The sequence below is a fragment of the Pseudoalteromonas sp. L23 genome (assembly GCF_021728455.1).
Taxonomy (GTDB): Bacteria; Pseudomonadota; Gammaproteobacteria; order Enterobacterales; family Alteromonadaceae; genus Pseudoalteromonas.
Map to the genome: position 1 here is coordinate 13,908 of NZ_JAKKCW010000012.1, position 15,778 is coordinate 29,685.

At 43.0% G+C, this 15,778-nt stretch carries 4 protein-coding genes; 1 reads left to right on the plus strand and 3 read right to left on the minus strand.

Annotated elements, in window-relative coordinates; translation table 11 throughout:
• The 3 genes from L3V43_RS17865 to L3V43_RS17875 form a co-directional block, all read right to left on the minus strand.
• Window positions 1-9,694: non-ribosomal peptide synthetase (locus L3V43_RS17865; RefSeq protein ID WP_237117145.1), on the minus strand; the 9,694-nt coding region annotated here is incomplete at its 3' end.
• Between the two features lie 9 nt (window positions 9,695-9,703).
• Window positions 9,704-11,425: a cyclic peptide export ABC transporter gene (locus L3V43_RS17870; protein WP_235368705.1), complete on the minus strand. Its 1,722-nt coding sequence runs from the start codon at window positions 11,423-11,425 to the stop codon at window positions 9,704-9,706.
• Between the two features lie 61 nt (window positions 11,426-11,486).
• Entirely contained in the window at window positions 11,487-13,781 is a 2,295-nt protein-coding gene (locus L3V43_RS17875) for a penicillin acylase family protein (protein ID WP_237117144.1), read from the minus strand.
• Between the two features lie 725 nt (window positions 13,782-14,506).
• On the opposite strand from L3V43_RS17875, the gene L3V43_RS17880 reads away from it, so the two are divergent.
• Window positions 14,507-15,772 (plus strand): HlyD family efflux transporter periplasmic adaptor subunit, encoded by a 1,266-nt coding sequence (locus tag L3V43_RS17880; RefSeq protein ID WP_235368703.1) that lies wholly within the window; start codon window positions 14,507-14,509, stop codon window positions 15,770-15,772.
• The last annotated feature ends 6 nt before the right edge of the window (window positions 15,773-15,778 follow it).

Here is a 15,778-nt window from a genome sequence, read left to right on the forward strand (position 1 = left end):
CAATAATGCCTTGTAATGCCTGCTCTATATAGTCAGCTGCTATTACTCCTCGCAACTGTAATGTTGAACTCATCACATAATGCGCACTGCCAGGTTGCATCTGTTCAATAAACCACAAACGCTGTTGTGCATATGACAAAACCGCCGGCTCTGAACTGCTTCGTTTTGTGATCAATGTTTGTTGTGAGTGTTCCGCTGCGTCTATTGTTGCCGCTAGGCTAACTAAGTCTGGCTGAGCAAATATGTCGCCTAAACCTAGCTCTACTGCAAACGTTGAGCGGATCTCAGCTTGTAGCTTTACACTTAATAAGGAATGCCCACCTAGCGCAAAAAAGTGTTGTTCTAAACCAATATCCCCCGCTTCTATCCCCAACAATTCAGCACATATTTGTACCAATCGTCGCTCTGTTTGACTTGTCGCAGTTATTCGTTTCGTTGCTTGCTGATGTGGACTAGGTAGCGCACTGCGGTCCACTTTACCGTTTGGCGTCAATGGTAAACGCGGTAATGTCACAACCTGTTTTGGTACCATGTATTCCGGTAAGACAGTCGCCAATTGCTGCTGTATGTCACCATGACTGTCTTCTTTGTCACTGACAATATAGGCAACTAAACGGCTCTGCTCCTCTTCGCCCACTACCAGCACCACCGCTTCTCTAACACTTGGTAGCGCTAATAATTGCTGCTCTATTTCCCCTAATTCAATGCGGTGACCACGCACTTTAACCTGGTGATCGGCCCGACCAATCACTTCAAACTCACCTGACACCGTCAATCTGGCCAAGTCTCCCGTCCGATATAATGGTCGTGCTGTGCCGTCTGGGGCAATTCCTGTAATAAAGCGAGTCGCAGTTAACGCCTCTTGGCCGAGATAACCTAAGCTGACTCCCTCTCCACCTATATATAATTCTCCAGTACAGCCATGCGGTTGTAGTTGATAACTATCACTCAGCACATAAAGTTGAGTGTTTGCAATTGCCCGACCAACTGTCACTTGCTCGGAAGTTACTTTACTGGCTGCTGACCAAACTGTCGTTTCCGTCGGCCCATATAAGTTCCATAAAACCTCACCTTGCGCCTGCAATGCTTTACTGAGGTGATTATCAAGAGCTTCCCCGCCACATAAAATTGTTAAACCTGATATGGGCTGCCAGCGCCCTTCCGCCAGTAACATTTTCCAGCTTGCGGGGGTTGCCTGCATCATATTGATATCACCTCGGTGTAAGCGTGAAATCAACGCTCCCGGGTCCCGCCGCATCGCATTATCCGCTAAGTATACCGTCCCCCCAACTAACAAAGGTAGAAACAACTCTAGTACATGAATATCAAAGCTAATGGGAGTCACCGCAAGTAACTTAGTATCTGAACTCGCACTCAATAACTCTGCCATTGCCGTTAAAAAATTCACGGCATTATGATGGCTTACCATCACTCCTTTAGGTTGGCCTGTGGAGCCTGACGTATAAATAACATAAGCGCATGCTCCACTTTCAAGACGCTCCGCTTCCCACTCTAACGACCCTGCACAGCTAAGTAGCTGTTCAACATCATAGTATGGCACTGTGCTTGGCAGTTGTTCACAGACCGAAGACTCACTAATTACAAGGCATGCTCCGCTATCGTTAATCATGTGCGTTAAGCGTGCATTCGGATACTCTGGGTCTAATGGAACATAGGCTGCGCCAACTTGCCACACCCCAAGTAAAGTGGGCAATAACATGATGGTGCGTGGTAAACAAACCCCCACCCGTTGACCTCGTTTCACACCAACCTGCCGAAGCCCTTGTGCAATATGTTTCGCATGTTCAAACAATTGCTTATAGTCAAGCTGTTGCTCAAGGCAGCGTACCGCTATTGCATTTGGGTGGCATTGACCCGCCTGCTGTAGCAGGGTTATTACCGTCTGCTGTGGAATGTGACTACAAGGTCCTTGTCCTTGCCGGATAAGATCAGCTTGCTCGTGCTCTGTTAATAATGACAACAGGCCAATATTTTGCTCCACAGGGGCGTGGACTAAAGCCATGAGCAATCGCGCTAAGTGCACCAACAAGGTATTCGCACGTGACTCACTAAAGAGTTGTTGGTTATAAACAAGATTAATAACCAGTTCGGAGTCTTGCCAAAAGGCATTAAAGGTTAAATCATATTCACTAAAGAGTGCTTCTGGCTGGCACTCAGTTATAGTGATGTCAGCAAGATCCAAACTCGCCTGACGTTGGCTGTGTAAATTCAACATGATTTGGAACAACGGCGCGTGCGCTTGACTACGCTCAGTTTGCAATTGCTCAACCAACTTCTCAAAAGGCACAGCCTGATGTGCTTGTGCATCCTGATTTACGGCTCGGATTTGCTGACAAAAATCAGCTACCGACTGCTCCCCATGACAATCTAGCCGCAGAACAACATTATTAATAAAGCATCCAATTAATGGCTCTACTTGGGATGATAAACGATTGGCCACTGGGCTACCGATAACGATATCGCGATTGTTACTGTGGCGGCTCAATAGCATTCCCAAGGCGCCATGTAACAGCATAAATAGCGTCATTTCTTGCTGCTGTGCAAAGGTTTTGAGCTGCTCTGCCTGTTGTGCCAAAAGCACAGTGCCAACCTGTTTGCAGGCAAAGGATTGACTTGTCGGGCGTGCTCCGTCACAAGGTAAGTCATGGCGCTGGGGTAAGTCAGTTAATTGTTCCAACCAGTAATCGACACTGGGTTGTAGTACTTCTTTACCCTGTTGCTGCTGCCAATCAGCATAATCACTATACTGAATAGCTAAAGGAGGAAGTACCGCAGCCTCCCCTCTTTGCAACCCTTGATAAAGTGCCGCAAACTCTCGACGCAATATCTCTACCGACCAACCATCTGCGATGATGTGATGAAGACTGATCATCAGCACCGCTTCCGTTGCACTTTGCCTGACCAAACTCGCTCTAAATAATTGCCCTGCTGTTAGGTCAAAACCTCGCTGTCCTTCTTCTGCTTGTAGTGCCCGTATCTTATGCTGCTGTGTTGCAGGCGCTAGTGATGTTAAATCGTAATGCTGTAAGACAAACCTGACCTCACTTTCCACGACTTGCCGAGGCTCACCTTCATGGCTTATAAAACGGCTTCGCAATATATCATGCCGTGCAATAATGCCTTGTAATGCCTGCTCTATATAGTCAGCTGCTATTACTCCTCGCAACTGTAATGTTGAACTCATCACATAATGCGCACTGCCAGGTTGCATCTGTTCAATAAACCACAAACGCTGTTGCGCATATGACAAAGCCGCCGGCTCTGAACTATCTCTGGGCTCAATTATTATGGCTTTATTAACACCAAGGGCTGCGCTATCAATAAACTGGGCTAACGAGCTAAGCGTGCTGAATTGATATGCTTGAGCTGCAGAGAAGTCAATATTAAAGTAGGTAGCAACGGCTGTTGCCATTTTTATCAAAGAAAGTGAGTGCCCACCCAAACCGAAAAAGCTGCTATCTCGGCCAACAGCTTCACACACAATACCTAGCTTATCAGCCCATAATTCAGCTAACGCAATTTCTGTAGGTGTTATTGGCGGTTGTGTAGTCTGTATCTGTGGTTTTGGCTTTGGTAATCGCTCACGATCTATCTTGCCATTTTGAGTTAAAGGCCAATCAGCAACAATAACGATAGCTTCAGGCACCATATAACTGGGCAATTGTTGCTGCAAGTGTACCCGAAGTAACTCTACTAATTGTTTATCGGTGTCGTTGATGGGCTGAACATATGCAACAAGCTGTTTATCAATAGCGCCTTGCTGTAACACCACCAAACTACTCGCTACACCGTTGAATTGGTTAAGACAACTTCGGACTTCATCCAGCTCTACGCGGAATCCACGAATTTTAACTTGCTGATCTACACGCCCAATAAATGCCATTACGCCTGGGCTAATATAGCGAACATAATCGCCCGTGCGGTAGATCATTCGTGGAAGAGTGCTACCCTCAGAATAAAATGGATTCTCCACAAACCGTTCACGAGTCATCTCATCCTGATTTAAGTATCCGAGCGCAAGTCCATGCCCACCAACACATAGTTCTCCTTCCGCACCAAAAGGAGCGAGTCTATCCCCCTGCAAAATATAGACATGATCTCCAGGTAAAGCCTTGCCGATAGGAATTGAGGTAGGAGCTACTTCATTAATCAAATGACATGTTGTAAATGTCGTATTTTCTGTTGGGCCATAACCATTCCAGAGCTGAACTTCAGGCAACTTCTGTTGACATAACTTTACAGCAGCAACATCTAACACATCACCACCCGCGATAACATTCTCAAGAGCGTGATGTTCGGGAAGAGACTGAGCCCATTGGCTGAACAAACCAGCGGTCAACCACAACGTATTGATCTGCCAAAGCGCTAACTGTTGATTTATTTGCTCAGGAGTGACAAATTTTTCAGGGTAAACAACGCTGGTTCCACCGTTAAGTAGCGGTCCCCAAATTTCGAATGTTGCTGCGTCAAAAGCAATGTTTGCACAGTGCAATACCTGTGTCATTGAATTAAGAGGAAAATACTCGGCGTCACAAACTAAGCGTAAAATCCCTTGCTGTGAGGTTAAAACACCTTTTGGCTTACCTGTCGACCCAGATGTGTAAATAACATAAGCTACTTGCTCTGGAGGAACAGATATTGCGGGCTTGCTCAGCAGCTTAGCGGTATCAATCAATCTTTCCAAATAACCATCACAGAGTAGCAGCTTAGTACCTTGGAAAAATGTGAGTGTACTGCTAAGACTTGGTTCAGTTATCACAAGCGACAACTGAGCATCAGTTACAATATTCTCAAGTCGCTGTTGTGGTTGATTACTATCAAGAGGTACATAGGCGCCTCCAACTTTCAGTATTGCCAACATCGAAACTAGCATTTCTACGCTACGAGATACATGTAAGCCAACTAGCATTCCTGATGTAACGTTATACTTTTCAACTAGAGTGTGAGCGAACTGATTTGCTAGGTGGTTTAACTCTTCATAACTATATTTTTTATTCTTTGCAATGACAGCCACTTTATCCGCATATTTCAGCGCAATGGATTCAAAGCGTTGTGATACTGATTGATTTATTGGGTAAGGGATTTGGGCTTGGTTTAAAGTATGGATTAAATAGTCTTGCTCGGACTGAGTTAACATTTCAAGCTGAGCAGTACTGCCCTCATGGTTGCTTAGCAGGCTTCTCAAAAGCTGCCAAAAGTGTTGATCTAAGCTCTCAATTAAGGCATGGTCAAAACAGTTCTGATCGTAATACCAATTAAGACATAGCGTTTTGTGATCAAAGCTAAACTCTAAGTGCAGATCAAACTTTGCTTTACTTTGATGTAGCTGAAGTAAGGATAAGTTTGTTCCAGATAAGAACAGCTGCTCAGGAGCAATCCCCTGCTCAAAATCTTGTTGTTGCGTCAGCATTATTTGAAATAAATTACGCCCTTGCTCTGGAGCTAAACGTCTCACCAGTTCCTCGTAAGAGGCCTCTTGGTTGGCTTGCGCTTGCCTGTTAACATCTTTTATTTGGGCGAAGAAATCGGTAAGTAACGTATCCTCTACCTGAGTTCTCAACACCAAGATATTGACAAAGAAACCTATTAGACCTTGAGTTTCTATGGTAAGACGATTTGCAGCCGCCGTACCCACAACAATGTCTGTACTATTGCTATGACGTGCTAATAACAAAGCCAGAACCCCATGAACTAGCATAAATGGGGTCATTTGATTATCTTTTAATTGCGCTTCCAAAGGTCGCTTTAAAGCGTCAGAAATACGACTAGAATATTGACCTTGCTGACCTCGTTGCTCTGCTCGTTTGGAAACGTTTAGATATGCAGTTGTTGGCAAGTGGGCAAGCTGACTTTGCCAATAATTATATTGCTGAGCCAATTCGTCGCTATTTTCTCTATCTCGTTGCCACAATGCGTAATCTTTATATTGAATTGGCAGCTCTGGTAGTTTTACTTCTTTTTTCTGCAATGCTAACTGGTATGCAGTTGCAAGTGCTTGACAAAAAATCTCCACTGACCAACCGTCAGCGATAATGTGATGTAAATTTATCACTAAAGTGCCTGACTTTACTTTGTCATCACCAACACCACTTTGCAGCAATACATCCACGTTAAAAAGTGTGTCACGGCCGAGTTCAAAATTATATTCCTGTTGTTCTTGAATATACCTTTGTCGAGCTAATTGATAATCTCGCGCTGTAAGCTGGGAGTAATCAATCACTCTTATGTAGTCATCTCGGGGAGCAGAAATAACTTGAACTACAGAGGAGCCATCTTGAACTAGGTTAGTACGTAGGATCTCATGCTGCGTCGCCAAAGCAATCAAGGCTTTATTCAAGCTATGAATATCGATATGTTCAGAAAACTCAAAAGCAGCTAGCATGTTGTATTCACAACTACCACCTTGTAGCTGATCCAGTGACCACAGCCTTAACTGGGCCATTGACAGGGGGTAACGCTCAGCAGAAGGTTGAGGCAATATTGTTGTGAGGTTTTCAGTCGCTTGGCTCGCAGCATTTAGCTGCTCAGTTAAAGCGGCAATCGTTGAAGCTCTGAATAAAGTCGCCAAGTTAATATCAACTTTAAACTCGCGCTTTAATCCCGAGAGCATGCTGACCGCCAGCAAGGAATGCCCACCCAAAGCAAAAAAGTCGCTTTCTGGCGCTAACTTGGCAATAGAAACGTTTAACAGCTCTGACCATATCGAAGCCACACGCAACTCCATTTCGCTCAGGCTCATCTTTGAGTTAACACCATCACACAAGGCGATTTGTGGGAGCGCTTTCAGATCTATTTTGCCATTTGCTGAAATCGGCCACTGTTCCAGCAACATAAAACCACTTGGTATCATATAGCTGGGTAGTTCCAATGCTAATGCGCGTTTAATCTGCGCCAATAATTCTTCGGTTTTGTTATCCACAGCTTTAACATAGGCATTAAGCTGAGCTTCAGAGGCTGAGGAATCGAGTACGACGATAACCGAGTCGACACCACTTATCTGTTTGATATGATTTTCAATTTCTCCAAGTTCAACTCGGTGACCACGGATTTTAACTTGCTTATTATTACGCCCTAAATATTCAATGTTCCCATCACTTCTAAAACGACCTATATCTCCGGATTTATACATTCTTGCGTCGGGTTGATTTTGCCAAGGATCTGCGAAAAACGTTCGTGCCGTTAGATCCGGACGTTGCCAGTATCCGCGAGTAACTTTACTTCCTCCAATGTATATTTCTCCAGGTACTCCAAATGGAAGCGGACGTTGCTTTGAGTCTAGAATGTACAGTTGAGTGTTGGGATCTGCACGACCTATTGGTACCCTATCTTGGATATCTCCATTTTTCTCAATCTCAAAACAACAGGCTGAAACCGTTGTTTCAGTGGGCCCATAGGAATTGATTAGCCGAGCTGTAGTATTCGTTTCATTTAGCCATTTTCTGACTTTATCTACCGCTAACGCTTCACCACCTAAAATAATAAGCTCAATACAACTCGGTATCTGACCATCAAGCTCGACTGCAAGTCGATGCCAAAACGCGGTCGGTAAACTAAGCAAGTTAATTTCGTACTTTTGACAAAATTGCCAAAAAGCATCAGCACTTCCCAAGCAGGTTTCACTACGTAACACTAAAGTTCCACCATGTACCAAGGCGACAAAGATTTCTTCTATTGCTGTATCAAAGCTCAATGAAGCAAATTGTAATACTCGCTTACCCGCAGTCATGGAATATTTGTGCTGTAATGGCAGGATAAATGCTGCTAGCTGGCGATATTCAACCATCACCCCTTTTGGTTTGCCGGTGGAGCCTGAGGTATACATGAGATAAGCTAAATCGTCTGACTTAGTAGGGATAGAGACTTGCTGATATTCGTATTGTTCAAGCGTCAGATCATCGCTGTTGATGACGGTGCAACCAAGGCTTTGGTTATTTTGATTTTTTAAGTTAGCAAGCCCTGCATTGTCGGATAAGCACAACACTGGGTCGGCATCAGCAACCATAACTTGAAGACGCGCTAGAGGAAGGGCCATATCACATGGTACATAGACAGCTGCCACCTTCATAATCGCCAGTATATTGACAATAAGTGCTATACTGCGTTGCTGGTAAACTAACACTCGGTCTTGTCTTTTCACACCTAACATTAACAAGTGTTGGGCCATTGCATCTGCACGACGCTCAAGTTCGGCGTAGCTAATCGTTTGATCTGCTGCAATCACAGCCGTCCGCGCAGCAAGGTTGTTGCTATGCAAAGCGATTTGCTGATGTAGTAAGGCTTGCTCGGTATCTAACTCGTCAATCGGTGTATTTTTTAGCAGCGCGAACCTTTGCTGATCTTCAGCTGAGAGAATCTCAATATCAGAAACTGGAGTTTCAGCACTTTGTAAGGTGATCTCTTGCATCACGACCATTAGCCTTTCTAACAACTGAATGCCTTCAATTTCATTGAAATAAGCAAGGTTATGATCAAGCATTAACGCTGGTGATAGTTCCTCACCATACTCCCAATAAGTCACCGTAACTGGAGTTATTTCATGTAGATGTGATACATACTCAAGAGACTCGGTACCATTTTCAAAATTCAGGGAGCTATCCAATTTTAAATAGTTAAAGGCAATATCAAATAGTTGATTTTCTTTGCCTGAACTACCCAATGCATTGACCAAGTGCCCGAAGGGAAAACGCTGATGTCGAAAGCACTTTTTCTGCCGATTTGCGATATCTTTGACTAACTCCAGCAACGACTTCTCACCTGCGCAATTAAGTGTTGTTGGACTGATACTGGTAAAAGCCCCCAGCATCCGCTTTTGTTTAGCACCGTTACGGTTATGAAAAGATAACCCTATGTTCAATTCCGTTAATTGGTAAGCTTTGGAAAAATAGATGCTTACTCCAGCTAATACCAATTGAGCAACACTCACTCCCCATGCTTTAGCTCGAGCAACCATGCTTTTGTGTAACTGCGTAGGAATATCAAGTTGTATTCGGTTACTCGGTGTATGTTGTTGACGCCAGCTTTCTTTATGAGTACGGTTAAAAACTCGTGCTTGAGGCGTTATTCCCTGTTCAAGCCAAAATTCTCTATCTCTTTGATACTTTAAACTTGCTACATAATTTTCGTCGTCTGCGACAATTTCAGCCCAGAGCCCCATCTTTGATTGATGTTGTGGGTCTTGACCACGATAATACTGGCTCAATAAATCAGCCCAGTTTGCAAATCCCCAACCGTCCATCATGACATGATGAGCAATCGCTACATACCAGTATTCATTCACGGAAAGCTTGACCAAATAGGCATCGTATAACGGCTGCTCTTCAAGCTGAAACGCTTCTGCAAAACGCTGCTGCAGCCAAACTGTGGCATGCTCAAGAGGAGTTGAGTAAGCCGAAAAGTCGAGTACTTCTAAATTAGTAAGTCTAGAGTCACTAAAATACTGAGATATGCCGCTTTCACTCTGGCGCACTCTCATTCCAAATATTTCATGATTTATGACTAGCTTTTCATGAGCTGCTTTAATCCGACTTTCGTCAATCGCTCCCAACTTAATATAGCCACCAACATTATATAGTGGGTGCTCAAGATACTGTTGTTGGTCCAAGTAAATGTCGCGCTGCGTTAAACTCAACGCTAAGTAGCAGGTTGAGCCTTGCTTTTGTCCATCCATCATCATCTTCCTAGCTCATTGGATTATCGCGTTCAACTGGCCACTTAGTTGTTTAAGTTCTGTTGTGGGAGAGGAGTCGGTAGCGATTGGTTGCAAGATTGATAGCTGACCTTGCTCCATTCGGATCACCTTATCAGCGATTTTGAAGTACCTGTCATCGTGGCTTATAACTACTACGGCTTTATTTGCTGACTTTAATTGCGGAAGAATTTCCGTATAAAATATTTCTTTAAACTCGGGGTCTTGATCGGCTGCCCATTCATCAAAAAGGTATAAGCTTTTATCTTCAAGGACACTAACCAAAAGTGCTAATCTCTTTCTCTGCCCATCCGATAACGAAGTCGTTGAAAATGCGTTATCTACAACCTTCACTTTTTCATTAAGATCCAATGCACGAAGCAATTGAGTAATTCTTTCCGGATCCACTTTCAAACCAAAAAGACGCTTAAATAAGTGATAATCAGAGTAAATGGCTGCAACTTCTTCACGGCAACTAGCTAGGCTTTCCATTGTTACTTTTGTGTCACCAAAGTAAATATCGCCTTCTGTTGCTTGATAATGCAGTGTCATCAATTTACTTAGCGTGGATTTCCCAGAACCATTCCCTCCGACAATAAAAACAACCTCACCTTTGCTAATTTCGAAACTCAACGGTCCTACTTTAAATCCGGGTTTATCATCAACACTCAAATATCGAAAACTTACGTCATCAAAACGAATACTTTGCCATTCTGGAAGTGGAGAAATTTTCTCGATAAATTGCTCTTCGGGTAATGTTTCTAGCAGGGTGTTAACTTTCCTAACTGAGACTTTAGCAATCGCAATCTGGGGAATAGCGTTCAAAATCACCGATACTGGACCTGCGATATACAACAACACCATCACTACACCAATCAACTCAGATGAAGATATTTGGTGATAATTGACAAAGACAAAGCTGATCATTCCAATCACCATAAAACTCAAAATATCACCGTAATTCACAGCAACTCGCAGTACACTTTGCGCTATTTTATCGGAGGCTAGGATATGGCTTTCTTGCTGATGCAATGCATAATCAAAGTAATCGTCACTTTTGGCTCTGTTTAGTTTGAGCTCCTTCGCACCATTAATAATACCGCGGATACCTTCTTGTAAATTATCAACGTGCTTGCGGGACTTTGTTATATATACTCGGCTCACATACATGGGTAATTGATAAGTCACCACACCAAATACAATGCAGTAAGCGACAAACAGAAAAACATCTCTATTGAGATAGTAGAGAAAGATCATCATGCCCAGTAGCGTTACACCATTTGTTAATAAATCAGGTAACACTCTCGCTCCCATCACGATCCTCTGAACATCAGTCGTTAGCGCTGCAATCAATTTAGCTGAACCTACTTTTTCCAACGCCACTATTGGTGCTTTACGGATGCGATCGTACATGTCCTTACGCATCTGCGTCGTGACCTCAAGCGCAACACGAGTCAGTAATACTTGTGAAAGTGAACGTGTTACAAAAATAAGGGCACATAAAATAGCAAACGCAATTGCAAATTTGGCACTGCTTACCTGCCAACCAAAGAGTTCTAATTGATCTGACTCTGTTGCCAACCCTCCCAACGACGGCTGAAGCGCTTTTAGGACCAATGGAATAAGAAGTGAATAAGCGATGCCCGCCAGCGCTCCGAGAAAGATGGCACAAAATACCTTGTTAGGCGCCTTTTTTGTAAATACATCAAACAGCTTCATAGTTATCCTTAGTTAGACTAATGCCAAGAAAATAGCGTCGTTTTTCATTTCCATGACGTGCCTAATCACCCGCAATCAATTCAACGTAAGCAAGCTGCGATGGTTCTGCATCAAACCTTTCGAACTCTACTCGACTAAACTTCATAACCATGTCATCGTAATGTTCACTGATCGGGTTGCCAGACTGCCCAGTTGAGTTCATGTAGAAGTGCTGCTCAGGATCGCCCATCACTATAATTTGCCTCATACCGGCACCAAAGTTTTGCACAAACCCTTGTGATTTGTCGTAATATGAGGCTGCAACATTGACCGAGTGTATTGAGCCGCCAGCAGGAGCCCTGCGCTCAAATAAGCCATCCAATACTCTTATATGACTAAAGGGAGTATGAGCATATTCAGTATGTTGCAATTCTCCCCAATTCCATCCAGCAATGTCTTCACCTAGTTGATTTGATAACACCTGCAAGGCTTTTTTAAACGCTTTATTTATAAGTTGTTGACAATTATCACTAGAGGAGTTTGCTGCACTATCCACACACCATTGCGGATGCTGCAGCAACTCAACAACAGTCGTCAGCGGTAAAGTAGATGCAATGTCCTGCAAAATATCTAGCTGCCCTTGCTGATTCCAAAAGCCAGCCAGCTCGTCCTTTAATAGCAACTTTCTTATCTCACGCTGCCACACAATAAAAATGCTTGGCGCCTGACTATCCGCTGACATATTGCCGGACCAACTTTTCAGCAGCTCTAGCGCTTGACGTTGATGCTCATTCTGCGGTTGAATTTGCTGCGCCAGCGGCAGCAATTTTTTCACTTCAAGATCTAATGTGTCCCCTTGTATGCTCATCATGTCCTTTGCTGTGAGCAGCCTTTCTGGATTTTTTATTAAATCGCTAATCCGCTGACTGCGATAGCTAGGGGCAAATGCATGACTGATAAAATATGGATAAGAATCAAATAACAAACCATCATTGGCTGACACGATAATGCCACTTTCCGGGTTATATAGCTTAGGCATTTGTTGATACGGAATATAACCAGCCCAATCGGTATTAACCCGACCAGCAGGCAATGGGATTACCCCCTCACCAACAGCCCTTATAGGTATGCGTCCTGCTCCAGCGTAACCAATATTCCCTTCGGTATCGGCATAAAGCATATTCAGTGCTGGCGCGACTAAAAAGCTGAGGGCATTTTCAAATGATGACCAATTGTTGGCATAGTTAAGCTTAAAAAAAGCCTCATAAGACGTATCATCAGGGTCTAATCCCGTCCACCTTAGGGAAACAGGGTGCATCATTGACTGCTTGATATCACTGATCAAGGGACCACGCTCAGTAGTTCGAACATTGATTTTTACTGGCTTTATACGTTTATTCAGTAATTCTGGAGTGTCAGCTCTAACCTCTATGATCTCAATTCGTTCACCAAGTGGTTGCCATGAACTCCCTGACTCATATAAGCCTTTTTGGTTAATGTTTAAAGTTTCGAAATATAGGTCTTGCACATCAGCCATCATATTAGTCCCCCCCCAGCTGATATGATCGTTTTGACCAAAGATAATCAACGGGGTACCAACCAAGCCCATTCCTTTAGCTGATAGATGCTCACCTTGTTGCGAAAGTGCATACCAATATGAGGGGATTTGCAGTCCTAAGTGCGGATCATTTGCCAGAATAGGCATATTATCTTTGCTATGCTTGCCACTTATAACCCACGCATTACTACCAACATATTGACCACCAAAGTTAAATTGTTTTTGTAACTGCGAGTTACGTCGCATCACATTTTCAAGTGCGACTAAAGTAGATTGTTGATTAAATTCGGAGTATTGAGCAATACTAAACTTACTGGTGATGCCACCAAATAACTGAGTAAGCTGCTTTTCTGGCAAAGACTGAGCGGCAATATAGTTTCGAATCTCATCATTCATATTGCCAGCCAAATTTAGCGCAAACATTTTAACCCAAGCAATAGTATCTATTTCTTGCCATTGCTGTGGTTTTATATCTAGTAAAGTAAACTCAGCTGGATAAACAGTCTGTTGCGCAATCCAATAGTTAATCCCAGCAACATACGCTGTAACTGACTTTTTAGCTTCAGGAGAGAGGTTTTGCCAAGCTTGCTCTGCAGCGCCATAAATTCCAAGGCTTCGTATCCAAATATCACTTCCTAGAGCATCTCGACCGAGTACTTCGCTCAAGCGTCCTTGAGCCATGCGTTTTTGAAGTTCAAGCTGCCACATTCTATCTTGAGCATGGACAACCCCTGTTGCAAAGAAAATATCTTGATCATCACTACCGTCGAGATAAACAACGCCATTTTGGTCACGATAAACTTTTACATTAGCGCTCAACCATGGAGCCTTTAGCTGCCCTTTGAGTGGCGGGAGGCTTGCCTGAAGATGGTTAACTCCGTATATCAGAATAACGAGTAAAGGTAGTAAGACCACTAAAATTACTCTTGAAATCAATGGGTAACTCTTAAACACGAGCGAACTAATCCTTTTTTATTATAATTTATTTCTAGCACCTGTACTGCTAAACCCAACAACCCCTAAGATCCCCTGAACTCCCAGTGACGACTGCCTCCAGTCACTCGGGCTGTTAAAACGAAATCGTGTTCATGAATGAGCGAGACTTAATCTGTTGAAATTGGCTAAGTCGCTGACTAGGGTAAAATATAACCACAATCAAACTTAACCTTTAGAAAACACAAAATCAACTAAGAAAACAAAAAAATAACACTTGCAACCATTCGTGAAACAAAACAAACTAATGGCTAATTTTTCATCTGTTTTAACATCAGCTTTATAAGTAAAGGAAAAACAGCTAGAGGGTATGTGGTCTTGCCAGTAGTGGTCTACTTCATAAAACATGTAACCCAAGATGTTAATCGCGAGATATATCAATTCCGGAACAAAAAATTGCAAATGTATCGAAAGTGGGACTTTTACCTGCTGTAAGTAAAGTCTTTTAAAAATACATAACCAATTGATTCCAATTGACAAATAAAACAAAAGTAGAAGTTGGTATTAAATCTGCTAACCAAGCTTACATCAGAAGATATACGGTAGAGTTCATGGATATAACTATTAATAAAAAGAGTAAGAAAAACGTCAGCAAAAAAATGTGGTTAATTATCACAGCCAGTGCAATGGTCATTATTGTGTTTTATTTATTCTTTAATAGCGGATACTCCAACGCTTCTTATATAGCCAATAATCGTAGTTTACTTTTTGCTAACGTTCAGCAAGGCCAATTCACTATTAACGTGAGAGGCTATGGTGCATTAGTCCCTAAAGAGATCCATTGGATTTCTACTGATATTAACGGCAGAGTTAAACAACTGTGGGTTAAACCTGGAGATAGCGTAAAGCGTGGTGACATTTTAGTTTCTTTGCAAAACCCCCAGTTAATACAAAAAAAGGAAGAAACCACATGGGAGCTCGAGGCATTGATTGCCGAGAAAAAGGCTGAACGCGTGGCATTAGAATCGCAATTATTCCAACTCAAAACAACGCTACTGGAGACCGATGCCGAGTTTGAATCCACCAAACTGGTACTGGATGCCCAAGAAGCCCTTATAAAAGCTGGTAACTCAACTATTTCAGCACTTGACCACTCGAAAACTAAATTGACCATGAAAAACATTGAGCTGCGTCAAAACTTACAAGCTCAGCAATATAAAAAAATGGAAGAGAATCTCGAAGCTCATATTGCTGGTGCTAAAGCGCGCTTAAATAAAATGCGAAAGACGTTACAACAAGTTCAAGGTCAAGTCGACGCATTAGATATAGTGGCGACCTCCGATGGTGTTGTACAAGAGATGGAGCTGGAACTCGGGCAACAATTGACTAGTGGCGATGGCGTAGCCAAGATAGCCCGCTTAAATGACTTTCAGGCCGAGTTAAAAGTACAAGAGCTTCAAGTACAAAATATTCAACAAGGACAAAAAGTAAAAATAGACACAAGGACTTCGACAGTTAATGGAGTTGTTGAACGGATCGATCCCAATGTTGTTGAAGGAACAGTTAAAGTGGAAGTCAATTTGCTAGGAGAACTTCCACCTGAGGCTCGACCGGACTTAAGTGTCGAAGGGACTATTGCGATCGCAGATAAAAAGGACACTCTATTTGTTAAACGCCCAGTATTTGCCTCAGAAAATACACAAGCATATGTCTATCGTGTAGATAACAATTCAAAAACAGCCCAGCGCGTTAAAGTTGAGTTTGGCCAAGTATCAACAAACACCGTTGAAATACTGTCTGGGCTCAAAGCAGGTGACAGAATTATCATTTCAGACCAATCTGCTTGGGAGCAGCATGCGGAAATTATCCTCAATTAGGGAAGC

Excerpts from the sequence above, each read along its gene's own strand:
- L3V43_RS17870 (WP_235368705.1), bottom strand. The coding sequence starts at position 11,425 with ATGAAGCTGTTTGATGTATTTACAAAAAAGGCGCCTAACAAGGTATTT.
- L3V43_RS17880 (WP_235368703.1), top strand. The coding sequence starts at position 14,507 with ATGGATATAACTATTAATAAAAAGAGTAAGAAAAACGTCAGCAAAAAA.